The organism is Zoogloea sp. (assembly GCF_028689785.1).
In the GTDB taxonomy this organism is placed as follows: Bacteria; Pseudomonadota; Gammaproteobacteria; order Burkholderiales; family Rhodocyclaceae; genus Zoogloea.
The window spans coordinates 1-25805 of sequence record NZ_JAQVCN010000029.1 but is presented as its reverse complement, the minus strand read 5'-3'; the positions used below and the strand labels follow the sequence as shown (position 1 = coordinate 25805).

The 25805-nt window shown below is 67.8% G+C and carries 21 protein-coding genes; 8 read left to right on the top strand and 13 right to left on the bottom strand.

Features of this window, described 5'->3' with window-relative positions; all coding sequences use genetic code 11:
* The first annotated feature begins 240 nt into the window (after positions 1-240).
* From PHI64_RS13550 to PHI64_RS13515, 8 genes are all read left to right on the top strand, one after another.
* Positions 241-531, top strand: coding sequence for a hypothetical protein (locus PHI64_RS13550; RefSeq protein ID WP_299883655.1), 291 nt, complete (start codon positions 241-243; stop codon positions 529-531).
* Between the two features lie 85 nt (positions 532-616).
* Positions 617-3463 carry a TonB-dependent receptor gene (locus tag PHI64_RS13545; protein WP_299883653.1) on the top strand — a complete coding sequence of 949 codons (2847 nt, stop codon included), beginning with the start codon at positions 617-619 and terminating at the stop codon, positions 3461-3463.
* Between the two features lie 296 nt (positions 3464-3759).
* Positions 3760-6573: a TonB-dependent receptor gene (locus PHI64_RS13540; RefSeq protein WP_299883650.1), complete on the top strand. Its 2814-nt coding sequence runs from the start codon at positions 3760-3762 to the stop codon at positions 6571-6573.
* A gap of 332 nt (positions 6574-6905) precedes the next feature.
* Entirely contained in the window at positions 6906-8486 is a 1581-nt protein-coding gene (locus tag PHI64_RS13535; RefSeq protein ID WP_299883648.1) for a PepSY domain-containing protein, read from the top strand.
* A 59-nt stretch (positions 8487-8545) separates the two neighbouring features.
* Complete coding sequence (locus tag PHI64_RS13530; RefSeq protein ID WP_299883646.1) at positions 8546-9235, top strand: lectin; 690 nt, start codon at positions 8546-8548, stop codon at positions 9233-9235.
* Positions 9236-9287: 52 nt separating this feature from the next.
* On the top strand, positions 9288-11486 hold the full coding sequence (locus PHI64_RS13525) for a protein-disulfide reductase DsbD domain-containing protein (protein WP_299883644.1): 2199 nt from the start codon (positions 9288-9290) through the stop codon (positions 11484-11486).
* A 5-nt stretch (positions 11487-11491) separates the two neighbouring features.
* Complete coding sequence (locus PHI64_RS13520) at positions 11492-12112, top strand: redoxin domain-containing protein (RefSeq protein WP_299883642.1); 621 nt, start codon at positions 11492-11494, stop codon at positions 12110-12112.
* Positions 12113-12381: 269 nt separating this feature from the next.
* Positions 12382-13194, top strand: a complete 813-nt coding sequence (locus tag PHI64_RS13515; RefSeq protein ID WP_299883640.1) for an EAL domain-containing protein — start codon at positions 12382-12384, stop codon at positions 13192-13194.
* Positions 13195-13197: 3 nt separating this feature from the next.
* On the opposite strand, the gene PHI64_RS13510 is transcribed toward PHI64_RS13515, so the two are convergent.
* From PHI64_RS13510 to PHI64_RS13450, 13 genes are all read right to left on the bottom strand, one after another.
* Positions 13198-13944 (bottom strand): ABC transporter permease, encoded by a 747-nt coding sequence (locus tag PHI64_RS13510; protein ID WP_299883638.1) that lies wholly within the window; start codon positions 13942-13944, stop codon positions 13198-13200.
* A complete protein-coding gene (locus PHI64_RS13505; protein WP_299883636.1) occupies positions 13944-15182 on the bottom strand; it encodes an ABC transporter substrate-binding protein in 1239 nt (412 codons plus the stop codon). Before PHI64_RS13505 ends, PHI64_RS13510 begins: the two co-directional genes overlap by 1 nt.
* 23 nt (positions 15183-15205) lie before the next feature.
* Complete coding sequence (locus tag PHI64_RS13500; protein WP_299883634.1) at positions 15206-16006, bottom strand: ABC transporter ATP-binding protein; 801 nt, start codon at positions 16004-16006, stop codon at positions 15206-15208.
* Positions 16003-17085, bottom strand: a complete 1083-nt coding sequence (locus tag PHI64_RS13495; RefSeq protein WP_299883632.1) for an acyl-CoA dehydrogenase family protein — start codon at positions 17083-17085, stop codon at positions 16003-16005. The genes PHI64_RS13500 and PHI64_RS13495 overlap by 4 nt, the downstream gene beginning before the upstream one ends.
* On the bottom strand, positions 17082-17642 hold the full coding sequence (locus PHI64_RS13490; protein WP_299883630.1) for a carboxymuconolactone decarboxylase family protein: 561 nt from the start codon (positions 17640-17642) through the stop codon (positions 17082-17084). Before PHI64_RS13490 ends, PHI64_RS13495 begins: the two co-directional genes overlap by 4 nt.
* A 61-nt stretch (positions 17643-17703) precedes the next feature.
* Positions 17704-18675, bottom strand: a complete 972-nt coding sequence (locus tag PHI64_RS13485; protein WP_299883628.1) for an AraC family transcriptional regulator — start codon at positions 18673-18675, stop codon at positions 17704-17706.
* A gap of 2 nt (positions 18676-18677) precedes the next feature.
* Positions 18678-19946, bottom strand: coding sequence for an outer membrane protein transport protein (locus tag PHI64_RS13480; protein ID WP_299883626.1), 1269 nt, complete (start codon positions 19944-19946; stop codon positions 18678-18680).
* 19 nt (positions 19947-19965) lie between these two features.
* Entirely contained in the window at positions 19966-20250 is a 285-nt protein-coding gene (locus tag PHI64_RS13475) for a helix-turn-helix transcriptional regulator (RefSeq protein ID WP_299883624.1), read from the bottom strand.
* Positions 20247-21263, bottom strand: coding sequence for a serine O-acetyltransferase EpsC (gene epsC, locus PHI64_RS13470; protein WP_299883622.1), 1017 nt, complete (start codon positions 21261-21263; stop codon positions 20247-20249). Before epsC ends, PHI64_RS13475 begins: the two co-directional genes overlap by 4 nt.
* The gene (gene cysK / locus PHI64_RS13465) at positions 21260-22237 is read right to left on the bottom strand and encodes a cysteine synthase A (protein ID WP_299883620.1); all 978 of its coding nucleotides are present in this window, start codon (positions 22235-22237) and stop codon (positions 21260-21262) included. Before cysK ends, epsC begins: the two co-directional genes overlap by 4 nt.
* Positions 22238-22727: 490 nt before the next feature.
* Positions 22728-23414 carry an alpha/beta hydrolase gene (locus PHI64_RS13460; RefSeq protein WP_299883618.1) on the bottom strand — a complete coding sequence of 229 codons (687 nt, stop codon included), beginning with the start codon at positions 23412-23414 and terminating at the stop codon, positions 22728-22730.
* Positions 23415-23507: 93 nt separating this feature from the next.
* Positions 23508-24515: a sulfate ABC transporter substrate-binding protein gene (locus PHI64_RS13455; protein ID WP_299883616.1), complete on the bottom strand. Its 1008-nt coding sequence runs from the start codon at positions 24513-24515 to the stop codon at positions 23508-23510.
* 154 nt (positions 24516-24669) lie between these two features.
* Positions 24670-25805, bottom strand: a 1136-nt coding sequence (locus PHI64_RS13450; protein ID WP_299883614.1) for an MBL fold metallo-hydrolase, incomplete at its 5' end; no start/stop codon positions are given.

Below are 25805 nucleotides of genomic sequence, written 5' to 3'. Positions count from 1 at the left end.
GGCGCCGCCCGGATTGCCTATCTGGCAATTCCGGACATCGCCACAACGAATGCACCGCAAAACCCGAAACACATTCCGACTCGCTGAAGCTGCCTCGCAGCCCACGGGCCCAGCGCCCTTCCCTTTGCAGCTATCGTGCCAAGCCTCCAGATCGCTCTCCGCCCCCTTCTCTGCCTCAACAACCCCTTAATATTCAACACCATGACGACATACCCGGCAGAACGCCAGGCCATACCGGAGATGCACGCCAGCAAACAGCATGCTGCGCCGCAAACAGCCAGCAGAACGCAGTTGCTGCCCACCCCGCACCCCTGCTCATCCGCCAACAGTTTCAGAAAAATCCGCTTCCAGCGTATTGAAAATCGTCCGCCCCGGCGTCATGTTCAATTCCGTTCACCATTCCGCCCATATTTGATTGCAGCGCAACAAAAGACTGAATGGCAATTAAGGTTCAACGCAAAAGATATAAATCATGATTTGAATGGCATTTTCCATTTACACATGCAGACACCGGCTTCAATTCCACCCTGAAAATGGATAAAGGCCACCCAAATACCCATGGCACGCCAAATGCTATTTCACCGGAACCCATTTCGTGTTCCCTGAGTGAAAGACCATGAGCCATAGAAAAGAAACAAGCAGAGCCCCCCGTGCCCCCTTTCTGCCGTCCCGACGGACTCCGATTGCCCTGCGGGTGGCCAGCCTGGCCTTGGGTGCCTCCGGTGCCCTGCATGCCGCCGAGCCGCCCTCCGCCAGCGAGCTGGAAGCCCGCCTGCAGAAAGCCAATGCCGAGATCCAGGAACTCAGGCGCCAGCTCGGCCAGCATCAGACCACCCCAGCCGCCACCGCAACCACAGCCGCTGACGTATCCGCCGACACGCCCCCCGCCACCACAGCCCCCCAGACCCTCGATTCGGTGGTGGTGCGCAGCCGTCGGCAACTCGAGAAACTGCACGACGTGCCGGTATCCATCTCGGTGGTGAGCGGCGCCGAGCTGGCAAGGGAGCAAGCCTCCGACTTCGAGGCCATCACCAAGCGCCTCGGCAACATCACCTTCAATCAGAACAACACCCGGGGCTCGTCCCTGTCGATCCGCGGCCTCGGCCGCCGGGGCTTCACCGAAACCCAGGACCCCAGCGTCGGCCTGATCGTGGATGGCGTGCCCTATGGCCTCGCCCAGCTCGGCAACTTCGACTTCTATGACGTGCAATCAGTGGAAGTGGCCCGCGGCCCCCAAGGCACCCTGCAGGGCAAGGGCGCCAGTGCGGGCGCCATCACCATCAACAGCAAGGCCCCGTCCTTCACCCCCAGCTCCGACCTGGAACTGACCTACGGCCTCCGCGAAACGGTACTGCTCAAGGGCGCACTGGGCGGCCCCATCATCGATGACCTGCTGGCCTGGCGTGGTTCCTTCGTGGTGAACAACCAGCGCGGCTACTACACGGTGGCGGACGACACCGGCAAGGATCTGGACACCATGTTCAACCGCAACCGGGTCAGCGCCCGCACCCAGTTTCTGCTGACGCCCACGGCAGACTTCAACGCCAAGCTCAGCCTCGACATCCAGCCCCGCGCCACCCAGGTGCAGAACGGCCTGACCAACTTCGTGGACGTGCCCCTGCGCTATGCCAACGGCACCCTGGTGGACCCGAACGGCACCGGCAACCGCTCCCGCCTGACCCGCAGCTGGTTCGGCAACCGCAGCTTCACCTATGCCGATTTTCTGAATGCTCCCACTCGCATCGGAAAGATGTATCAGAACGAAACCCAGGGTCAGATCGCCTCCAGCAGCGGCGCGGTGGCAGAGCTCAACTACACCCTCAACGACACCCACACCCTGACCTCCATCACCGGCGTGCGCCAATACACCTTCCAGGCGCGCAACGACGAAGGCACGCCTTTCGACATCAGCCGGCTGGGGGGCGGCAGCGTCTTCTACAACCAGGCCAGCCAGGAGTTCCGCCTGACCGGCAAGCCCAGCAAGCGCATCGACTACCAGACCGGCATCTTCCTGCTGCGCACCGAGGACGAGGTGGAGAGCCGTTCGAGCTACGGCGCCGACGCGGGCGCCTGGTTTGCCAACAACAACCAGTACAACACCCTGGTTGGTACCGCGGGCACCAACATCGGTGCCGGCCGCTCCCTGGCATCCGATTCACTGAACGGGCTGTACCGCTGGAGCGAGCAGTACATCAAGACCTTCAGCAAGGCCATCTACGGCCAGGCCAACATTCACCTCAGCGACGCCCTGACCGTCACCGCCGGCCTGCGCATCGGCACCGAGTCGCGCTCCACCACCCAGTTCAGCCAGCTCAACAACCAGGGCTACGGCGCCTTCCTCAACCCGGTGTCGTCGCGCACCAACGGCGTTGGCGGCACAGCCTCCCAGGGCGGCTTCAACTCGGTGGCCTACTCCGCCGCCAGCGTCGCCAACGGCACCGCCGGCAACCTGGCTGGCGCCAACAGCGCGGAGCAGATCGCCAAGGCCGATGCGGTGGCCCAGCAGTATTTCGGGGTGGCCACCTATGCTGCCCTGAGCGCCGCCCAGAAAGCCCAGGTGGCCGCCGCCAAGGCCATCCGCGCCTCGCAGATCGGTGCGCTGATCAACAATGTGCGCAGCGACTACAAGGACCAGCTCCACTCGGCCGTCCTCAGCCCCAAGTACAAGATCAACGACAACATCACCGCCTACGCCAGCTGGCAGTACGGTGAAAAGTCGGGCGCTGCCCTGGTGGTCAATGGTCTGCCCACCACGGTCAAGCCGGAGCGCACCAACGCTTATGAACTGGGGGTGAAGACCTTCCTGCTCAACAAGACCCTGACCCTCAATGCCGACGTCTTCCTGATGGACATCAAGGATTACCAGCAGACGGTGGTCGCCATTGATCAGTTCGCCACCCAGGACAACATCAACAACAACATCGCCAACCCCACCGCCTATGCCAGCATCCAGGGCAATGTGGCCAAGGTCCAGGTTTCCGGGGTCGAAGTGGACGCCGCCTACAACGGCATCCCCTTCACCACCTTCCGGGTGGCGGCGTCCTACAACGATGCCCGCTACAAGGACTTCCAGAACGCCGGCAAGCCCTCCGAGCTGACCTACCTGTCCAGCCCCTTCCTCGACCGCAGCGGCCAGCGCCTGGGCGAAGCCCCTTACTGGACAGCCAACATCAGCGGTGAATACCGCCGGCCGGTGCTGGGCGACAAGGTCTTCCACGCCAGCTTCACCACGGCCTACCTCGGCTCCACCAACAACGACGAATTGCTCTCCGACTACGCGTGGATCCCCGACCGCGCCACCACCGACCTGGCCATCGGCCTTGGTCACCACAAGGGCAATTACGACGTGACTTTCGTGGCCAAGAACGCCTTCAACGATACCGCCCACGAGAAAGGCTGGGCCAGCTACACGCCCTACCCCTACCCCCGCTGGTACGGCATCGTCTTCAGCGGCAAGCTCTGATGCACTCCCTGCGCCGCAGCCCTGCCCCATGGGCGGATCGCTGCGGCGCATCAAACAGCCCGCCACCGGAACTGTTGATTGCCCAGCATTCCACCCTGGAACAGCCCGCCACGGCCCCGGGCGCGCCCCCTATGCCAGGCGCGTTTCCCGTTTCCGGGCACACCACCGAAACGGCTGTTTTTTCAGAAGAAACCCGAAGGGAATAAGAAATCCAGAAATCCATATATCCCGCTCCCGGCGCGTGGCATGTCTATTGCCAAAGGAGGTGACGGAATTTCAAACAGGAAAGTCTCGTCATGAGCCAAAACAATACCCATCGGGCGGCCCGCCAGCGCCGCACCCATGAAGGCCGTCAGTTTCGCCTGAGCCCCTTCGCCACCGCCGTGGCAACCGTTGCCCTCCTTGCTGCGGGCGGCGTGCAGGCCCAGGAAAAATCCGCTGCCGAACTGCAATCCGAAGTCGCCCGTCTGCGCCAGGCCCTCGACAAGGCCCAGGCCGATCTGGCCCGCCAGCTGGGCACGCCGGCCCCCGCCGCAACGCCTGTCGCCGCCGCAGCCGAACCCGCCGCCGCCCCCGAAGAGGCCGTGGCCCTGGATTCGGTGGTGATCCGTTCGCGCAACCGCATCGAGCGACTGCAGGACGTGCCCCTGTCGGTCTCCGTGGTCACTGGCCGCGAGCTCGACCGCACTGGCGCCGACGACATCAAATCCATCACCCAGCGCCTCGGCAATGTGTCCTGGAACCAGGGCAACCAGCGCACCTCCAGCCTGTCCATCCGCGGCATCGGCAAACAAGGCCAGACCGAAGCCCAGGACCCCAGCGTCGGCGTCATCGTGGACGGTGTTAACTACGCCTACAACGCCCTCACCTCCAGCTTCAACTACCACGACGTGGAGGCCGTGGAAGTCACCCGCGGCCCCCAGGGCACCCTGCTGGGCAAGAACACCAGCCTGGGCGTCATCAACATCACCACCCGCAAACCCTCCTTCACCCCCAGCGCCGACTATTCCCTGACCCTCGGCCAGAACGACCGGGTGATCGGCAAGCTGGCCGCCGGCGGCCCCATTGTGGACGACCTGCTGGCCTGGCGTGGCGCCTTCGTGGTGGACAAGGGCCGCGGTGACATCACCAACCTGGACAACCGGGACCAGTCCTACCAGAACATCGACCGGGTATCGGGCCGGGTGCAGTTCCTGCTCACCCCGACCACCGACTTCAATGCCCGCCTGGCCCTTGAACTGCAGCCCCGCTCGGGCGAGTACACCAACGGCCGGAACATCAACACCCCCACGCCGGCCATCTACTCCAACGGCTCGGTGAACGCCCTGGGCACCGACGCCTCGACCCGCCTCGGCCGCAGCTGGTTCACCCAGCAGAGCAATTACAGCTACGCCAATGACTACCTCTATGGCGGTGGGCGCAACGCGGTCAACGCCGACTCGGCCCGCCCCCTGGTGACCGGCAGCAAGGGCGCCTCCTTGGAGCTCAACTGGAACGTCGCCAACCACACCCTGACTTCCATCACCGCCTACAAGGACTACCACTTCAACGCGGTCAATGACGAAGGCACCCCCTTCGACATCTACCGCAACTCCGGCGGCTTCTGGAACGACTACACCCAGCGCAGCCAGGAGCTCCGCATCAGCTCCAAGACGGGTGGCTTCGTGGATTACCAGGCCGGCCTGTTCGTGATCAACGTCAGCAACAGCTCGGAATACCAGCGTGAGTGGGGCAGCGATGCCGGTGCGTGGTTTGCCAACACCGCCCAGTACAACCGCCTCGCGGCCAGCTCTGGCGGTCAGCTGCTGATGCAGAACTCCCTCAACCGCCTGACCATGGCCTACAACTCCCCCACTGGCCTGCAGAGCATCAAGAACAAGAGCACCGCGCTCTTCGCCCAGGCCAACTGGCACCTGAGCGAGCCCCTGACCCTCACCACCGGCATCCGCCTGACCCGTGAGGATCGCAGCAACGTGGGCTCCAGCTTCATCCGCGACAACGGCAACGGCGCCGAGCTGAACCCGGTCGCAGTGAATGGCGTGCAACTGGGCGGGTTTGCCTCGAACAGCAGCGGCGTGCTGGGCGCCAACAACTCCGCCGCCCAGCTCTCGGTGGCCGACAAGGTGGCCAACAAGTATTTCGGCACGGCCATCAACCCGAACAACCCAGGTGCCGCCTACAACAGCCTGACCGCCGACCAGAAGCGCCAGGTGGCCGACGCCAAGGCCATCCGTGCCTCCCAGATGGGCGTGCTGTTCAACCAGACCAAGGCCGAATCCTTCCGCGACACCCAGCCTTCCTTCGTGGTCAGCCCCTCGTACAAGCTGAACCCCAACCAGACCGCCTACTTCTCCTGGCAGTACGGCGAGAAGGCCGGGATCTCCCAGCTCACCAACGGCTACTCCAACCTGGTCAAGGCCGAAAAGACCAACTCCTTTGAAGCGGGCCTCAAGTCTGCCCTGCTCGACAAGACCCTGATCCTCAACACCGCCCTGTACCTGACCAAGATCCGCGACTACCAGCAGTCGGTCCGCGTGCTTGACCAATACACCACCAACGCCACCAACGACGGCACCAACTACTACACCGCCGCCACCGGCAACGTGCCCAAGGTGGAGGCCAAGGGTGTCGAGGTGGACGGCGTGTACGCGGGCATCCGCAACGTCACCATCCGCTTCGCCGGCGCCTACAACGACGCCAAGTACAAGGACTTCACCAACGCCGCCCTGCCCAACGAAGACAACTACTCCGGCGCCCCCGCCTACAAGGACCTGACTGGCAAGACCCTGCCGGGCGCTTCCAAGTGGAACTTCAACATCGGCGCCGACTACCGCAAGCCGGTGCTGGGCGACAAGGAATTCCACGCCAGCTTCAACACCGCGTACTACAGCCGCTTCAACTCCGACAACTCCCTGTCGAGCTACGGCTGGATTCCGGACTACAGCATCACCGACCTGGCCATCGGCCTGGGCAAGGCCGACAAGTCCTACGACGTAAGCCTGCTGGTGAAGAACGCCTTTGCCGACAGCACCCCCCTGTCCAAGACCTGGAACAGCTACTCCCCGGCCACCCAGCGCTGGGTCGGGCTGATGTTCACCGGCAAGCTCTGAGTCTCCTCCGCGCCCGGTGTGCCACGCCTGCCGTGGTGTGCCGGGCGCACCCCGTTCTCCTCGCCCGAGTCGCCATCAATCCTCGGCACTTTCCCCCGGGGTTCTCCCCGGGGACCTTTTTGCTGCATTGCACACAGTGCTGCGCATTTCCCTGCAGCGCCCCACCCCCGGATCTGCCCGGGAATCAGCACCTCGCCTGAACACATCGCCAAGCACTTGTTATCCATGGATTTTTTCATCGACCCGGAGTGGCATCAAGCTTGCCTTGCCAGGAATCCTGCACTCCGGGGCACAGGCGCCCCCCGCTCCTTCGATCAGGAAAGGTCCGCTTCATGACACGTCTGCTGTATCAGATTCACCGCTGGGTCGGCGTCGCCCTGGCCCTCTTCATGGCCATCTGGTTCAGCTCCGGGCTGGTCATCATGTACGCGAGCCCCTCGGCCCTCGGCCGCGCCGCGCAGCTCGCTGGCGCCGAACCCGTCCAGCCCGAATACGGATGGCTAAGCCTGGGCGAAGCCTGGCAGCGCAGTGCTGCCCAGCGCCGGGCGGCCGAAGCAGGCAAGGAGGCGCCCATCGCCGACGCCCGCCTGGTCCGCCAGGGCGGTACACCCCGCTGGCTGGTGGATGACACCCTCGGCCGGCGCTTCGCCCTGTCGGCCACCGACGGCCAGCTCGCCCGGATCTCGGTGAACGACGCCCAGGCCATCGCCCGCCAGTGGGCCGGGCCGGGGGCGGCCATCCTCTACGTGGATACCGGCATCCAGGACAGCGCCGTGCGCAACCACGAAGCGCTGCGCCCCTTCCACCGCTTTGCCGTGGGCAGCGGCAGCCGCGAGCTGCTGGTCTCGGCCCGCAGCGGCGAGGTCGTGCGCGACAGCACCCGCCTGGACCGGGCCCTGTACTGGAGTGGCAACTGGATTCACCTGATGCGCCCCCTCGAAACCGCTGGCCTGTCCGCCGACGGGCGGCGCAGCGTGCTCGCCTGGCTGGGCTTCCTGGCCTTCGCCGCCAGCCTCACCGGGCTCATCATCGGCTGGCAGCGCTGGCGCCCGGGTTGGGGCAGCCGCCCCACCTACAGCCAGGGCCGCGTTCACCCCTACCGCGACGTGTGGAACACCTGGCACTTCTGGAGCGGCCTGCTCGGCGGCAGCTTTGCCCTGCTGTGGGCCCTGTCGGGCTACCTCAACAACAACCCCTTCAACCTGTTCTCGCCGGCCACACCGAACCGCGCCGAACTGGCCCGCTACCTGGGCACCGAGGTGCCGGTGCCGCTGCTCGACTGGCGTCCCTCAGCCTTCGTCACTGAAATCGAGAACCGCGACATCGTCGAAATCGCCCTGCGCCGGGTCGGCAGAGAGGTGCAGATACTCGGCGTAAATCGCGATGGCCTCAGCACTCCGCTGCCCGGCAGCGGCAACACCACCCGCTTCAGCGACACCGCCCTGGTGGCCGCCACCGCACGGCTGGTGGATGCCGCCCCCGTCCTGTCCCATGGCCTGCTCGACACCTACGACGACTATTACTACGCCCGCCACAACCAGGGCGCCGTGGAGCGCCCCCTGCCCGTGCTCCAGGTGGAGCTGGCCGACCCGGGCCACACCCACGTCTACCTCGACCCCCGCGACGGCCGGGTGATCCTGCGCCAGGACGACAGCCGCCGAGCCTACCGCTGGCTGTGGTCGGCCCTGCACCACTGGGATCTGGAAACCCTGCGCCAACGCCCCGTGTGGGACGCCTGGATGCTCACCTGGGTGCTGCTGGGCTTGGTACTCGGCTACAGCGCCGCGGTGCTGGGCTGGAAGCGCCTGCGCCGCACCCTCCAGCCCGGCAAACCGGGAAAGGCCGCTCCGGCCCGGCCCGCCAAGGCAGAGCCGGCACCTCCCAGGCTGGCCCGGGACGGCCAGACCCCCTGAGCCCTGAGCCCCCGGCCGAAGGATCTTTTCACCGCAACACCCCACTAAGGAAAACCATGATGAACCGTATGTTTCTTGCCAGCGTACTGCTTGCCGCTTCCGCCGGCGCCTTCGCCCAACAGGCTGCCCAGCCTGCCGCCCCCCAAGCCCCGCTCGGCTTCTTCGTCACCAGCACCGGGCTGGGCAAGGGCGCCGACCTGGGCGGCCTGGCCGGCGCCGACGCTCACTGCCAGAAGCTCGCTGCCAGCGTTGGTGCAGGCAATCGCAGCTGGCGCGCCTACCTGAGCACCCAGGCCAGCGGCGGCCAACCCGCCGTCAACGCCCGTGACCGCATCGGCAAGGGCCCGTGGGCCAACGCCAAGGGCGCCATCATCGCCAACAGCGTCGCCCACCTGCACGGCGACACCGTCGAGCTGGGGCAGCTGGGCAGCAACCTGCACCGCACCACCGCGCTGACCGAGAAAGGAACCCCCATCAAGGGCGTTGGCGAAACCCCCAACGAACACGACATCATCACCGGCACCAAGCCCGACGGCACCGCCTACACCGACGCCGCCGACCATACCTGCCGCAACTACACCAGCAGCGGCGAAGGCTCCGTCCGCGTCGGCCACTCAGATCGCACCAACCGGGGCGCGACCGGCGGCAACGTATCCTGGAACTCCACCCACGACAGCCGCGGCTGCAGCCAGGAGAACCTGGTGAGCACGGGCGGCGCGGGCTACTTCTACTGCTTCGCCGCCGACTGACGGCCCGGCACCACCCCGCCGGCTCTGACGAGCCGGCACCAAGGACCTTCCCATGAACCAGCCCCATCGCGCCCTCTCCACCGCCCTTCTGGCCGGCCTCTGCGCCAGCCTGCCGGGCCTCGCCTCGGCCGCCGGCGCCAGCGCCGACACGCCCCATGTGAAGGCCGCCCTGCTGGCCCCGTTCAGCGCCGTGCAGCCCGGCGAGACGATCCGCCTGGGGCTGCAGCAACGCATCATTCCCCACTGGCACACCTACTGGCTCAACCCCGGTGACTCCGGCCTGCCGACACGCATAGAGTGGTCCCTGCCGGCCGGTGCCAGTGCCGGGCCCATCGAGTGGCCAGCCCCCCGCCGCTTTGCCACCGGCCCGGTGAGCAACTACGGCTACGCCGACCAGGTCATCCTGCTGACCCCCATCCAGGTTCCTGCCGACCTCAAACCCGGCAGCCACTTCACGGTGCAGGCCAGCGTGGACTGGCTGGTGTGCAACGAGGTGTGCATCCCCGAACAGGTGGTGCTGAGCCTCGACCTGCCGGTGGTCGCCGCTGGCGTGCCGCGCCAGCCCGGCAGCCCCTTGATCGAACAGACCCGGGCCGCCCTGCCCCGGCCCAGCCCGCTTCCCGTCACCCTCGAAAAGGGCGCCCGCAGCCTGCGTCTCGGTGCCGAGGGTCCGGCCCTGGCCGCCCTCAAGCCCGTAGAAGGCTGGTTCTACGCCGCGGAATGGGGCAAGACCCACCACGGCGCCCCCCAGGCCCTGAAACGCGACGGCGACCGCCTGAGCCTGGAGATCCAGGCCGGCGAAGCCCCCCCGGCCATCGGCGAGAAGGTGGAAGGGGTGCTCAGCCTCACCGACGCGGATGGCCGCCGCCACGATTTCCAGATCGCCCCCCAGGCCATCGCCGCCGCCCCCGGCAGCCTGGACGAAGCCCCCACCGCCGCAGCGGCAGCAATGCCAGCGGGCACGGCCCCGGGCGCCGACGACAGCCTGCAGCTCGGCGCGGCCCTCCTCTTCGCCCTCCTCGGCGGCCTCATCCTCAACCTGATGCCCTGCGTCTTCCCGGTGCTGTCCATCAAGGCCCTGTCCTTGCTGCGCCATGCCGGACAGGCCCCCGGCCACACCCGCCTGCAGGGCCTGGCCTACACGGCCGGGGTGCTGGCCAGCTTCGGTGTGCTGGCCGGCGTACTACTGGCCCTCAAGGCCGGTGGTAGCGAGGTGGGCTGGGGCTTCCAGTTCCAGTCGCCGGTCTTCGTGCTGGCAGTGGCCTACCTGATGTTCGCGGTCGGGCTGAGCCTGTCGGGCGTGCTCAATTTCGGCGCCTCCGCCGCCGGTCTGGGTGGCGGGCTGGCCGACAAGCCGGGCTACGCCGGCAGCTTCTTCACCGGCGTGCTGGCCACCGTGGTGGCTACCCCGTGCACAGCCCCCTTCATGGGTGCCGCCCTGGGCTTTGCCCTGAGCCAGCCCGCCCCGGTGCTGCTGGCGGTGTTCCTCAGCCTGGGCCTGGGCCTCGCCCTGCCCTACCTGCTCTTGTCCTTCTGGCCGGCCCTGCAGCGCCTGCTACCCCGCCCCGGCGCGTGGATGGAGCGCCTCAAGGAAGCCCTGGCCTTCCCCATGTATGGCGCCGCCGTGTGGCTGGTGTGGGTGCTGGCCCAGCAGGCCGGCCCCAACGCCATCGCCATTGCCCTGGGCGGCATGCTGGCCATTGCCTTTGCCGCCTGGCTGGCCGGCCACAGCCACGGCGCCCGCCCCCTGGCCCGCCACAGCGGCCGCGGGGTGGCCGCGCTCAGCGTGCTGGCGGCCCTGGCCGGCGGCTACCTGGGGGTCAGCGGCGAGACCGCCCGGGCGGCGAGCGCCCCCCAGACCGCCGGGAAGATCTGGGAGCCCTACAGCCAGGCCCGCTTCGACGCCCTGCGCGCCGAGGGCAAGCCGGTGTTCATCAACTTCACCGCGGCCTGGTGCATCACCTGCCTGGCCAACGAAAAAGTGGCCCTCTCCGCCCCCCAGGTGGAAGCCGCCTTTCGCCAGGCCGGCATCACCTACCTGAAGGGCGACTGGACCAATCAGGACCCGGAGATCTCCGCCCATCTGGCACGCTTCGGGCGCTCCGGCGTACCCCTCTACCTGCTCTACCCCGGCGGCAAGGGCGACGTGGCCCCGGCCGTCCTGCCCCAGCTGCTGACCCCGGCCACCGTGCTCGGGGCCATCGACACCGCCACCGTCAGATCCCTTTCTCTTTCCCTTGCCAAGGAGTAATCCCCATGTTCCTGCCCACCCTCCTCCGCCGCAGCCTGCTCGCCACCGGCATCGCCCTTACCGCCACCACCGCCCTGGCCGCCGCCGAGATCGGCCAGCCCGCCCCCGCCTTCACCGCCCAGGGCGCCGACGGCAAGCCGGTGAGCCTGGCCGCCTACAAGGGCAAGACGGTGGTCCTGGAATGGACCAACCATGAATGCCCCTTTGTGGTGAAGCACTACGAAAGCGGCAACATCCCGCAACTGCAGAAGGACTTCACCGCCAAAGGCGTGGTCTGGCTGCAGGTCATCTCCTCCGCCCCGGACAAGCAGGGCCACGTGGATGGCCCCTCCGCCATCAAGATCAACCGCGCCCGCAACGCCGTACCCACCGCCGTGGTGCTCGACCCGGACGGCAAGATCGGCAAGGCCTACGGCGCCCAGACCACGCCCCACCTCTACATCGTCGATCCGGCCGGGCAGCTGGTGTACAAAGGCGGCATCGACAGCATCCCCTCCGCCAACAAAGCCGACATCGCCAAGGCCGACAACTACGTGAAACTGGCCTTCGCCGACCTCGCCGCCGGCCGCAAGGTGAGCCACGCCAGCACCAAGCCCTACGGCTGCTCCATCAAGTACGCCGACTGAGCGACGCTCGGCCCCATGGCCGGAGGGGCTGTGGGGTCGAATTCGATTGGGTGGGGTCTTGCGGGGCGGCTTTCCGTTTCGAGTTCAATTAGGTGAGCCCTTACAGGACGGCTTTCCGGTGTATTGCGTCACATTGGCCGGGGACTCGCCCCCACCGGAGCGCCCCCGCCCCGGCGCATAAGGTTTCCACAATTTCTTGGTTCCCCCGCCCCGCCCGGGGCACTAGATTGGCGGCTCGCGAGTATTCACCCCCTTCGAGGAGCGCCCCCATGGCCGACGCCGATCTTTCCCTCCATCCCCTGGCCCTCGCCTTCCTGGAACGCCTGCCCCGTCAGAAGGCTCCGGACAAGCAACTGCACCGTCGGGACGACGGACGGGTGGTGGGGGACTGGGTCGGCCTGGAGCTGTCGAGCGCTTTCCAGCCCATCGTCAATGCCGAGGGCCGCGTTGTCGGGCACGAAGCCTTCCTGCGCAGCGCAAGTGATGACGACCAGGGCCTTTCACCATGGACCCTGTTCTCCACCGCCACCGACGACACCCGCCTGATCGCTCTCGACCGCCTGGCCCGCACCCTGCATCTGCTCAACGCGCTGGTGGTCGGCAACACGCTGCCGCTCTTTCTCAACGTCCATGGGCGTCTGCTGGCCGCCGTGGGGGATGACCACGGCCGGGCTTTCCGGCGTGTAGTGGACGCGCTGGGGGTGCGCCCGGAGCACATCGTGATCGAGACGCCGGTAGAGGCCAGTGCTCAGCCCGATCTGCTGGCCTTCGTGCTGCGCAACTACCGCAACAACGGCTTCCGGGTGGCTGTGAACGTGGCCTCCGCCGCCCAGTGGCAGGACATCGCCAGCGCCATCCATCCCCACTTCGTGAAGATCGACAGCCGCAAGCTGGGCCGTGGCCCCGAAGCGCACGAGCGCCTGAAGTGGCTCAGCGCGCTGCGCGAGGACGCCACCCTGATCGTCACCCACATCGAAAACGCCTCTACCGACTATCAGGTGGGGCAGTCCCTGCAGCAGGGCTATGCCTTCGGCCGCCCAACGGCGGCCCCCGCCCAGCGCTCAAGCGTTCCGTCGCGCTGAGCCTCAGGTGTGCAGCCAGCGCCGATGCAGGCTGCGGGCGGCGTGATCGAGCAGATAGCCCAGCACGCCAATCACCAGGATCGCCGCCATCAGGTCCGAATAGGCCAGCCGGTCGCGGGCATCGAGGATGAAGTAGCCCAGGCCCGCCGACACCCCAAGCATCTCCGCCGGCACCAGCACGATCCAGATGATGCCGATGGCCAGACGCACCCCGGTGAGGATGTGGGCGGTGATGCCCGGCAGGATCACCCGCAGGATGGTCTCCCGGCGGGTTGCCGACAGGCTGCGCGCCAGCAGCAACCAGTTGGGGTCGAGCTGGGCCACCCCCGCCGCCGTGTTGAGCAGGATCGGCCACACCGCGGCAAAGGCCAGCAAAAAGTACACCGGCGCGTCCCCCACCCCCAGCACCATCACCGCGATGGGCATCCACGACAGGGGCGAGATCATGCGAGCAAACTGGAACAGGGGCGTGGTGGCCTTGGAGAACCACGCCGACAGCCCGGTGAGCACCCCCAGAGGCACGCCCAGCACCAGGGCGATCACCAGCCCCACCGCCACCCGCTGCAGGCTCAGCCATATGTGCTCCCAGAGATCACGGCCCTGCACCAGTTGCAGCAGTGCCTCGCCAGTGGGCACGGGTGCAAAGGCGCTGGCGACCGGCGTCACACCGGCCAGCCAGCCCGCACCCGCCGCCCACAGTAGCGCCGCTGCCAGCAGGCCGGCCAGAGGCAATACAAGATTCAGCACCATCACACCGCCAGCACTTCCTTGCGCAGCAGATCGGCCGGCAACCCGAAGGCCGACGGGCCGCCCACCGCGTTGATGGCCCTGCGCACGAAGCGCTCATCCACCAGATCGCGGGCGGCGAAGCGCGGGTCGAGCTTCTGCAGGAAGGCGTTGTCCCCCTCCAGCTTCGTCTTCTGCAGCACCTTCACCAGCTCCTCGGTATAGGAGGCGAAGGGATAGGGCTGAAAGTCGATACGGCGCTGGTACCAGCCCTTGTTGCGGGCGGCGCCGCTGGCCTCGTAGCTGGCGTAGTCGGTGGTGGCCAGCACCTTGGCCAGCACCTGGGGGCTGTGGGGGGTGTAGCGCCTGTCGTCGCTGCTGGACAGCAGCTTGGCCGCCTCCAGCTGGTTGCTGCGGGTCCACAGCTGGGCCCGGACGATGGCGTTGGTGACGCGCTGGGCCCACTCGGGGCGCTCGGCGATGTCCCGCTCGGCCAGGAAGGTGACGCAGCAGGCGTGGTTCTTCCACACGTCGCCCGACAGGCGCAGCACCTTGCCGATGCCGGCGGTCTCGGCGGCGGCGTTGAAGGGCTCGGCCACGATGAAACCGGCGATGGACTTGCCGGCCAGGGCCGACACCATCTCGGCCGGCGGCAGCACCACCAGGTTCACCTCGTTGCGGGCCACGCCGGCATCCCGGGCGCGGGTCACCGGGGTGAGCCCGTTGGCCTGCAGCAGCTGCTGCAGGATCACGTTGTGGATCGAATACCAGAACGGGATGGCCACGGTCTTGCCGCCCAGATCGGCCACGCTGTTGATGGTCGGCGCCACGGTGAGGGCCGAGCCATTGACGTGGTTCCAGGCCACCACCTTGGCCGGGAAGCGGGTGCCGTAGCGCACCCACAGGGTGGCCGGCGAGAGCAGGTGGATCACATTCACCTGCCCGGCCACGAAGGCCTCGACGATCTGCGCCCAGGTGCGGAACAGGCGCGGCTTCTCCACCGTAAGGCCCTCGGCCTCGAAGAGCTTGCGACCATGGGCCACCAGCAGAGGCGTGGCGTCGGTGATGGGCAGGTAGCCGATTTTCACCGGCACGTCGCTGCCGCTGCCCTGAGCACGGGCGTCCCCGGCCGACAGCAAGGGGGCGGCCACGCTGGCTGCGGTGAGGGCCGACAGGCGCAGGAAGTCGCGGCGGCTCATGCCGCAGTCGCAATCGGACGACTGACAAATATGGATGGGGCGGGACGCTTTGACGTCGTGCATGGGGAGTCTCCCGGGGGATGCGTTCAACTGGAATGGCGCAGGGCGCCGAGAATGGCCAGCCGCAGGGCGGTCAGGGCCTCGGGGTGTTCGTCACGGGGATGGGGCATGTCCACGGTCCATTCCCGCAGCACCCGGCCGGGGCTGCCGCCCATCAGCAGGATGCGGTCGGCCACCAGCAGGGCCTCGTCGATGTCGTGGGTGACCAGCAGCACCGCCGAATGCCAGCGGTGCACCACGTCCACCAGCAGGGCCTGCATTTCGGCGCGGGTGATGGCATCGAGGGCCGAGAAGGGTTCGTCGGCAAACAGCAGCTCGGGCTCCCGCGCCAGAGCCCGGGCCAGGGCGGCGCGCTGGGCCATGCCGCCCGAAAGCTGCGCGGGGTAAGCCGCCTCCCGCCCGGCCAGCCCCACCGCCTCGATGGCGGCGGCCACCCGGGCCCGGCGTGCAGCGCCATCGCTGCGGGGCTGATGGGCAAAGTCGAGGCCGAAACCCACGTTGTCGGCCAGCGTCAGCCAGGGCAGCAGGCTGGGCTGCTGGAACACCAGCGCACTGCGGGGGTGAGGCTCGGCCAGCGGCGCATCGAGAAAGCGCACCTCGCCCCTGGCCGGCTGCGCCAGCCCGGCCAGCACCCGCAGCAGGGTGGACTTGCCGCAGCCGCTGCTACCCAGCAGGGCGACGATCTCGCGCCGGCGGATGCGCAGGGACACCCCCTCGAACACCGTGCCGATGCCCGGATGGGCGAAGGACAGGTCGCGGGCGGCCAGCACGGCCTCGCTGGCCGGAGCTGGCGCCAGCGCCGAAGGGGCGACGGCCGGGGCGTTCATGCGGCCAGCGCCGCCTGGCGGGCCAGCTCGCCATGGAGCTGGGTCAGGCTGGGAGTGACCACCGGCACAAAGGCCGCCTCCAGCCAGCGCCGGGCAAAGTCACCGGTAGTGGCCACCAGGTAGGCCCGGCCACCGGTGGCGTCCAGCTCCAGGTCCACCGCTTCGCGCACCAGCGCGGCCAGGCGGATGCGGATGTGGAACAGGGGCGCGGCCTGGGGTGCAAAACGCCCGTCGAGCACGCCAGCCTTGAGTTCGGCCACCGCCTCGGCCAGCTCGGCGTCGACCCGCTCGACGCGCGGCAGCAAGCCGGAGCGCGCCGCGCTGCCCGAGGCCCGGGAGGCCGCCAGGCTGGCCCGGGCCAGACCGATGGCCATGCCGCACTGCAGGCCCAGAAAGCCCGGCCGCACCGTGGGGATGAAGCTGCGTGCATCGGCATGGATCAGGTGTTCGGGCCCGGAGGCCACGCCACGGATGTCGATGGCGGCGGTGTTGCTGCCGCACAGGGCCAGCAGCTCAAGGTCGGCACTGCGGTGAATGCCCGGGGTGTCGTCGAAGAAGGCGACGATGGCCGGCGGCTCACCGCCCGTCGGCTGCACCGCGGCAGCCACGCCAAAGCCGGGCCGGCGCAGGTTGGTAACCCAGGGCAGATGGCCGTCCAGCCGCCAACCCGGCCCCGCCGGGGTGGCGCTGATGGACAGGCTCTCGATGCCCGACAGGAACTTCATCGCATTGGACAGCCCGGTGGCCCCGGCCAGCTCGCCCGCCAGCAGCGCCGGCAGACGGTGCGCGCGCAGGGTGGCGTTGGGGCTGTGCAGCAGATATTCGATGAAGGTGCGCTGGCCCCAGAAAACGAAGGCGGCAGTGAGCGAGCGCTCGGCCACCCGGGCAATGGCCTCGATGGCGTCGGCAGTGCTGCCGCCGCTGCCCCCCTGGGCCTCGGGCACGCCGATGCGAAAGAAGCCGGCGGCGCCCAGCACGGGGATCACCGCATCGGCATCGGTCGCCCCCGCGTTGAGGGACCCGGCGTGGGCGCTCACCCAGGCCAGGGCGTCATCCTGACTGCGGATCGGAGTCGTCATTGTTCCAGGGCTCCCGGCCGGTAGGCCTGCAGTTCGGGGTTGATCCCGGTGCCGGCCAGATTGTTGGCGAAGTTGCACAGGGTGGCCAGGCTCACCCCCAGCAGCACCTCCAGCACCTGCTGCTCGGTGAAGCCGGCGGCCACAAAATCGGCCAGCTCGCCCGGGGCCACATTGCCTCGGGTCAGGATCACCGCCCGGGTGAAGGCCACCAGTGCATCCACCCGCGGCTGGCCGGTGCCGGCCCGCGCCTGCAGGGCGCGCACCAGGGCCTTGTCGAGCCTGGCCTTCTTGAGGGCGATCGCGGTGTGGCCGGCGACGCAGAAATCGCAGCCATGCACGCTGGCGGCGGTGATCTGCACCACCTCGCGTTCGGCCAGGCTCAGGCTGGCACGGGCATTGATGCCCGACACGGTGAGGTAGGTCTCCAGGGCCACCGGCGCATTGGCCAGCACGCCGATGAGGTTGGGCAGAAAGCCGTTGTTGTTGATCACCGTGTCGATGAAGGCACGGCTGCCCTCGGGGGCGGTATCGGGGGTATGGACGGTGAGGCGGGTCATGGAGCGGCTCCGGAATGCGTTGCGTGATGGACCCCATTCTCCCCATCTCACCCGTCACGCTCTACGCACGGGCATCGCAGGTTTTTGTTCGTTCGTCCCAGCCGCCTCGATGGGCACGCTGGAAGGCCCCGGGCTGTTCGCCGATGACTTTCTTGAAAGCCCGGGTGAAGGCAGCCTGGGAGTGATAGCCCACGTGCTCGGCGGCACGCAGCACGCTGTCGCCCCCTTGCAGGCGACGGGCAGCGATTTTCATGCGCACCTGGAGCAGAAAACGCGCCGGCGGCTGGCCGCAGGCCTCGACGAAATGCCGGCAGAAACTGGCCCGGGACATGCACGCCACCCGCGCCATGTCGTCGATGGACCAAGCCCGGCCCGGGTCGCGCAGCAGATCGTCCAGCAGCGGTGCAAACTCGGGCCGCCGGGCCACGGCAAACATGCCCGAGGCCACCTCGTCGCGCCGGGCCATGTCCCGCGCCACATAGAAGAACAACAGCTCGGTGAGACGTTCGATCAAAGGCGAGGCCGCTGTCTGGTCACGTTCCGCTTCGGCCAGGATGAGCGCGAACAGGGACGCCACGGCCCCTGCCGACGGCGACCCGCTGCGGATCGGCACCACCTCGGGGAAGGCCTCCAGCAGCAGCTCGCCAAACGCCCCCCGGAACTGAAAGAAGCCGCAGGCCAGGGCGCAGGCGCCGGGCAGGGCCGGCTGCATGGGCTGCATGGCGCAGGGCTGGCATTCGGCACCAGCGTGGGGCCCGGGGGTGAGGCTGTGGGGGATGTCACGCAGGATGAACACCCCCTCCCCGGCCTGCAGGCGCAGGGGCGGCTGGCCCTGGCGCTGCAGCCAGGACTCGCCACGCAGCACCAGGTGAAAGCTGGCCCGCCCCCGGCCGGCGGTGGACGCCCGCCAGGGCCCGCAATACTGCCCCACATGAAAGACGCTGGCGTCCAGCTCCAGCCCGCTGACCAGCCAGTGGGCCAGGTGATCGGCGGCGGTATGGCTGCAGGCTTGCGCCGGCAAGGGGGCATTCATGCTCACAGCACCCAGCTGTAGCCGAGGGTGAACACGTCTTCCCGCAGGTCGACGTCGGCCTCACCACCACCGAAGTTCGCCGGAATGGAGCCCTGCCCGGCCACCCGGGTGCGGGGCGCACGGGTGTAGGCCGCACTCCATTCCCCCGAGCCGGTCTTGAAGCTGGCACCGAGGCTGAAGTGATTGCGCACCACGCCGGGGGCCAGCACATTGAAGAAGGTCTGGCTGGCCGGGACGGGCTGCTGGGTCCGGCTCAGGCCGGCGCGCAGGGTGATCCGCTCATCCACCGCATAGATCGCCCCCAGCTTGATAACCGACACATCCCGCCAGCCGAAACCGGCGCCCTTGTCGGCACCCAGCTGACCGCCCTGCAGCAGCACCGACAAGGGGTTGCCCACGGCCTTCACGCTGCTGTATTCGATGCGCTGCCAGTCAGCCGCCAGGGTCAGCGCCGGAAGCGCCTGCCAGGCCACACCGACGCCGTAGTTGGCGGGAATGTCAAAGCCGCCGCCGCCTTCAAACAGGCCCCGGTAACGCCCCAGCTCCCCCATCTCGATGCGCGACGACCAGCTTGCCCCCAGCCTCAGGCTGGGCAGCACCTGCCCGGTCCAGCCGAGCTTGAGGCCCCAGCCGGTGGCGCTATCGTGCCCACGGTTGGTGACGGCCCCCGGGCTGGACGACACCATCGGGTTGTCAAAGGCCTGCAGCCCCTCGGCGGCAAAGCGCTGATAGGCAAAGCTCAGGGCGGCGCCGAAGGCGTGGTTCTCCACGGGCCGGAAGGCCACCGAGGGGGTGACGAAGAGCTGGGACAGATCGACGCCCGCCGAGCCGCTTCCGCCGTAGGCCGCAAAGGGGTTGCGCCCATAGTCGGTGTTCATGCCGCCGTTGCCATATACCGCCACCCCCCAGGCCAGATCCGGCGCCACGCGGCGGACATAGCCCGCCTCGGGGATGACGAAATTGCGGGTCTGGTTGGCCGAATAGTCCCCGTCGGCGCCGTAGGCATTGCCGTGGATCGACGCGCCCCGGTCGGGGCGGAACAGGGACACGCCCAGGTCAAGCCGGTCGCCGACCAGGGCCGTGCCGGCCGGGTTGGCCGCGGCGGCCAGGCCATCCTGGGGCAAGGCAATGGAGACCCCCGCCACCCCCTGGGCACGCACGCCGTAACCATGGGAGAAGTAGCCGTTGGTGGCCGACGCCAGGCCTGGCCAAGCGAGAGCTCCGAGCAGGACAAGGGAGCCGGCCCGGGACGATGCAATCTGGAATTTCATGGATTCTCTTCCTGCGGGCTCAGGTGTGCCCGCCAAAGTCGGGGGAGCCCCCGGGGCCTGCCGGATGGGCGCCCGCCCGTGCGGGGGGCTCCTCGGCTTCCTCCACCAGTTCCGACAGGGGCACGCCGAAGGCGGCGGCGATCTTCAGGGCGGTGGCCAGGGACGGGATGGAATAACCCCGCTCCACCTCGCCACTGTAGGAGCGGCTCAGGCCGGCCCGGTCGGCAAACTCCTCCTGGGACAGGCCCGCCGCCAGACGCCGCCGCCGGATGACTTCACCGAAGCGTTTGTGCAGCTGGGTCATGGAGCCCGACCCGGTTTGCCCGACTCGGCGTGCTGCAGGGAAGCCTGGGTAATGTGGCTGCCCGGCGGCACGCTGTGGGTCAGCCACACGTTGCCGCCGATGCTCGCCCCCTGGCCGATGACGATTCGCCCGAGAATGGTGGCACCGGCGTACACAACCACGTCGTCTTCCAGCCGGGGGTGCCGCGGCAGCCCCTTGGCGAGCCCGCCGTCCTCCCCTACCTCGAAGCGCTTGGCCCCCAGGGTCACGGCCTGGTAGAGGCGCACCCGGTTGCCGATCACCGCCGTTTCGCCGATCACCACACCGGTACCGTGATCGATGAAGAAGCTGTGGCCTATCTGGGCACCCGGGTGGATGTCGATACCGGTGGCCGAATGGGCCAGCTCTGCCACGATGCGGGCCAGCAGCGGCACGCCGAGCTCGTACAGGCGGTGGGCGATGCGGTAGTGGATCACGGCATGGATGCCGGGATAGCACAGCACGATCTCGTCCACGCTGCGGGCCGCCGGGTCGCCCCGGAAGGCCGCTTCCACGTCGGTGTCGAGCACGGCCCGGATCTCCGGGAGAGTCCCGGCAAAGGCCCGCACCAGACCGGCAGCCCGGCCCCGGGCCAGGGCTTCGTCCTCGCCGGCATGGCGTGCCTGGTAGGCCAGTTCCAGGCGCACCTGTTCGACAAGCAGGTTCAGGGCAGCATCGAGGGTGTGGCCGACATAGAAATCCTCGCACTCCTGGCGCAGGTCGGTGGGCCCCAGGCGCATCGGAAAGAGCGCGCCGCAGAGCTGCTCGACCACTCGGGCGAGAGCCTCCCGGGACGGAAATTCACGCCCGCCCGCCTCCTTGGTGCGGCCCTGGGCCTGACGCCAGCGATCACGGACCGCGTGCAGGCCCGCCACCACCTCGTGGAGATCCCAATGCTCGGCCCCCGGATCGGCGACATCGGGGGCCCCTCTCCCGGCGATGTCCGCGAGCGGGGCCGACAGCCTCTCCTCCTGGAGCACGCCGGGGGCACTCATGCTGGCAGACCTGCCGCATCGAAGACCCCTTCGAACAGCACCGAGCTCAGGTAGCGCTCGCCCGAATCGGGCAGCACCACCACGATGGTCTTGCCGGCATTCTCGGGGCGCTTGGCAAGGCGCACCGCCACCGCCGCCGCCGCACCGCTGGAGATGCCGGACAGGATGCCCTCCTCCCGGGCCAGGCGGCGGGCCACCTCGACGGCCTCCTCGTTGCTGACCTGCTCGATGGCATCCACCAGGGACAGGTCGAGCACACCGGGCACGAAACCGGCACCGATGCCCTGGATCTTGTGAGGGCCGGGCTTGATGGGCTCACCGGCCCGGGTCTGGGTCAGCACCGGGCTGGCCGAAGGCTCCACCGCCACCGACTGGATGGCCTTGTTGCGGCCCTGCTTGAAATAACGGGACACACCGGTGATGGTGCCGCCGGTGCCAACGCCGGAGACGAAGATATCCACCTTGCCGTCGGTGTCATCCCAGATCTCCGGGCCGGTGGTGGTTTCGTGGATCAAGGGGTTGGCGGGGTTCTTGAACTGCTGCAGCAGCACGTACTTGCCCGGGTCGGAAGCGGCGATCTCCTCGGCCTTCGCCACCGCGCCGCTCATGCCCTTGGCGCCCTCGGTGAGCACCAGCTTGGCCCCGTAGGCCAGCAGCAGCTTGCGCCGCTCGATGCTCATGGTTTCGGGCATGGTCAGGGTCAGGGGAATGCCCCGGGCCGCGGCCACGAAGGCCAGGGCGATGCCGGTGTTGCCGCTGGTGGGCTCCACCAGCTCCTTGCCCGGGCCCAGCAGGCCGCGGCGCTCGGCGTCCCAGATCAGGGCGGAGCCGATGCGGCACTTGACCGAATAGGCCGGGTTGCGCCCCTCGATCTTGGCCAGCACGGTGGCCTCGGCCCCGTCGGTAATGCGGTTGAGCCGAACCAGGGGGGTATGACCGATCGAAAACGCGTTGTCCTCGAACCACTTGGACATGGAAATCTCCTTCAAGCTGTCGAAGCCCGGGGGCCCGACGGAAAACGGTGGGATGGGACTGTCAGGGAAAGACGATACCGGCGCCCCCCGGGCGCGCGAACCAACATAAATTCCAAAGATCTGCAGCCCGTTCCAGATAAGCAATCCAGCATTCCGGAATAGGGCTGCGCATGTCTGAGCCCGCAGGGCGAGTTTGCGCAGACCCCGCCTGACGGGCCCGGAAAGAGGGAACCCCCGAAGGGGGCGCGACAGCGGGGTACGTTTTCTTGCCTTCTTCTTTGTCGTACAACAAAGAAGAAGGTCGCCCGCCGGGGGCGAGTCCCCGGCCAATGTGACGCAAGAGAACGGAAAACCGTCCCGTAAGCGCTCACCGGTTCGAGGTCGAACGAACGGAATGAGTCAACGACGTTCGGGCGAAGTCTGGCGCTTCCACCCCGCAAGCCTCCTCCGCTTCACCCTGACCGGTGTCGGGCCTGGGTTTACGTCTCTCTCAGGGCGACAGTTCGGTGAACACTTCCCAGTTGAAGCGGGTGCGGTGGCGCAGGCGTGCCAGGGCGCCGCGCTTGCCCTTGTGGGTCAGCCGGGCGTCGTCGATGCTGCCCAGGGGCAGGCCGGTGTAGGAATCCTTCAGCGCCGCCAGCAGGGCCAGGCCCTGAGGCCAGGGGCCGTGCCCCGAGTCCAGGTTGATGTGCCCGGCCTGGCCCAGGTCCACCAGCAGGCTGCCCCAGGCGTCGGCCCAGCGGGCACTCACCTCGAAGGGTGCCCAGGGGTCGTCGCGACTGGCCACCACCATGCTGGGCACGCCAATGGGGGCCGACGGAATCCACGACGCCAGCCCCTCCCGGTCGGCACCGTGGCGGGCCTCGCGCAGGCCGAAGGCGCTGAAACGGTCGGGGTCGGGCGGGGCCACAAGCAGCAGGCCGGCAACCCGCTCGGGGCGGTCGGCAGCGGCCACCACCGAGGCCAGACAGCCGTAGCTGTGGGCCACCAGCCACACCACCCCCACCGCTTCGTCGATCTCGCGGCGGACCTCCGTGGCCCAGCGCGCCAGCACCGGAGCGTCCCAGTCGATGTGGCGGACACGGCGGACATCGGGCAGTTGCCCTTCAAGCCAGCTCTGCCAGTGCCCGGGGCCACTATCGTTGAGCCCCGGTACGATCAAGGTGGTTTCGAGCACCTGAATGCTCCAGATCAAAATGGAAAATGCGCCAGACCGGTGGCCTGACGCACGGGGAAGAACACCCCCGCGGCAGGGCGGGGGCTCCAGGGCTTATCTGACGCTGATCTGGTCGAACACGCCGCCGTCACCAAAGTGCACCTTCTGGGCCTTGGCCCAACCGCCGAACACGTCGTCGATGGTGAACAGCTTGACCGGGGCAAAGGTCTTGGCGTACTTGGCGGCAACCTTCGAATCAGTCGGGCGGTAGTAGTTCTTGCCGGCGATGTCCTGACCTTCCGGGGAGTACAGGTACTTCAGATATTCCTCGGCGACCTTGCGGGTGCCGCGCTTGTCCACCACCTTATCCACCACCGACACCGGGGGCTCGGCCAGGATGGACAGGGACGGGGTGACGATTTCGAACTTCTCCGGGCCCAGCTCCTTGACGGCCAGGTAGGCTTCGTTCTCCCAGGCGATCAGCACGTCGCCGATGCCGCGCTCGGCAAAGGTGGTGGTGGAGCCGCGGGCGCCGGAATCGAGCACCTTCACGTTGCCGTAGATCTTCTTGACGAAGTCCTTGGCAGTGGCGTCGTTACCGCCCGGCTGCTTGAGGGAATAGCCCCACGCCGCCAGATAGTTCCAGCGTGCGCCACCGGAAGTCTTGGGGTTCGGGGTGATGACCTCGATACCCGGCTTGGCCAGATCGTTCCAGTCCTTGATCTTCTTCGGGTTGCCCTTGCGCACCAGGAACACAATGGTGGAGGTGTAGGGCGAGGCGTTATGGGGCAGGCGCTTCTGCCAGTCGGCCGGGATGAACTTGCCGTTCTCGTGGAGGGCATCCACGTCGGCCGCCAGGGCCAGGGTCACCACGTCGGCCTCAAGGCCGTCGATCACCGAACGGGCCTGCTTGCCGGAGCCGCCGTGGGACTGCTTGACGGTGACGACCTCGTTGTTCTTGGCCTTCCAGTACTTGGCGAAGGCGGCGTTGTAATCCTGATACAGCTCACGGGTCGGGTCGTAGGAGACGTTGAGCAGGGTCACGTCGGCATGGGCCAGGCTGGACAGGCCGAGCACCAGCGCCAGGGACAGGACGGAGCGGCGGGCAAAGCGAGATTTCATGAGACGACTTCCTATGGGCTAAAAGTAAGTGGAACCGAGTCTAGAGAGGGGCGCCGGCCAGGCGAACCAAGAAAAACTTTTATGCTTATTCGCCAGTGCATGAATATCTATGCACGATCGAAAAGCACGGCCGGCGCGAGATTCAGCAGGCGCCTCAACGGGCGGCGCTTTGTTCGCCAATGGCACTGCGCAGATCGGCCAGGGTGACCACGCGGGGGCCGTGCAGCGCGGCGATCTGCTCCACGTCCAGCCCCAGCCTGCGGATGTTGTCGTGGAGATTCACCGCGTAGGGGTTGGGGCGGGCCGGGGCCGGAGCGTTGGCGGCGGCGGGGGTATAGGCATCGCCCTCGACGAGGATCTTCTCGCCCGGCAGATAGACCAGGGCGAAGGCGTCGCTGTGGCCGCTGCCAACGATGCTGTGCACCTCGATGCTGCGCCTGCCATCACTGAGCACGCGCTTGCCATCCACCTCGGCAAACACGGCGCCCTTGCGCGAGCGCGCCAGGCTGTCCGGGTTGAGGCTGCGCGGCGCCGACCACACCTTGCGGTAGTAGGGCACATTGGCCTTGGGCGTGACGATCACCGCCCCCTCCCGGGCGAAGGTACGCAGACCGCCGGAATGATCGAAGTGGGCGTGGGTATTGATCAGGTACTTGATGGGCTTGCCCGGCACGGTCTCCTTGGCCTTGGCAATCACCGCCAGGGAGCGCTCTTCGTTGAGGGGCGCCTCCACCACCACCAGGTGGTCGGCCTGCTCGATCAGCACGCTGTGGTGGGTGCCGCCGGTAAGGTAGTAGACGCCGTCGGCAAGCTTGTCGGCCTTGACCACGGGCGCCGTCGGGGTGGCGCTGGCCACCTCGGGCGGCACGGCGATGCTCGCCGCACCATTGATGCGCACCTCATTCACCTTCAGGTCCAGCACCGGGTAGCCCCCCTGGCTGCGCTCGATGTGACCGGGGAAGGGAACGCCCCCAAAGTCGCGGTAATCGGAGAAGCGCGTCTCCACCAGGGTGTCGCCGAGCACCGGGTTGTCCACCCAGGTGCGCACCAGCGCTACCTCGTTGCGCTCATTGATGTGCCCGACGAAGCGGTATTTGCCGCCGACGGTGAAGACCACCTCGCTGCCGCCTCCCTTCAGGGGCCGCGAGCGGGCCTTGCTGGCCAGGGCTGCGCGCAGGAAGCCCTGGGGGGTGGACAGGATCCCGGCGCTCCGTTCGGCCACAGCGGCCAACTGCGGCACCGGAGCAGCCGGCGCGCCACCCGTAGCAACGACCGGCAGGTTCCAGGCCA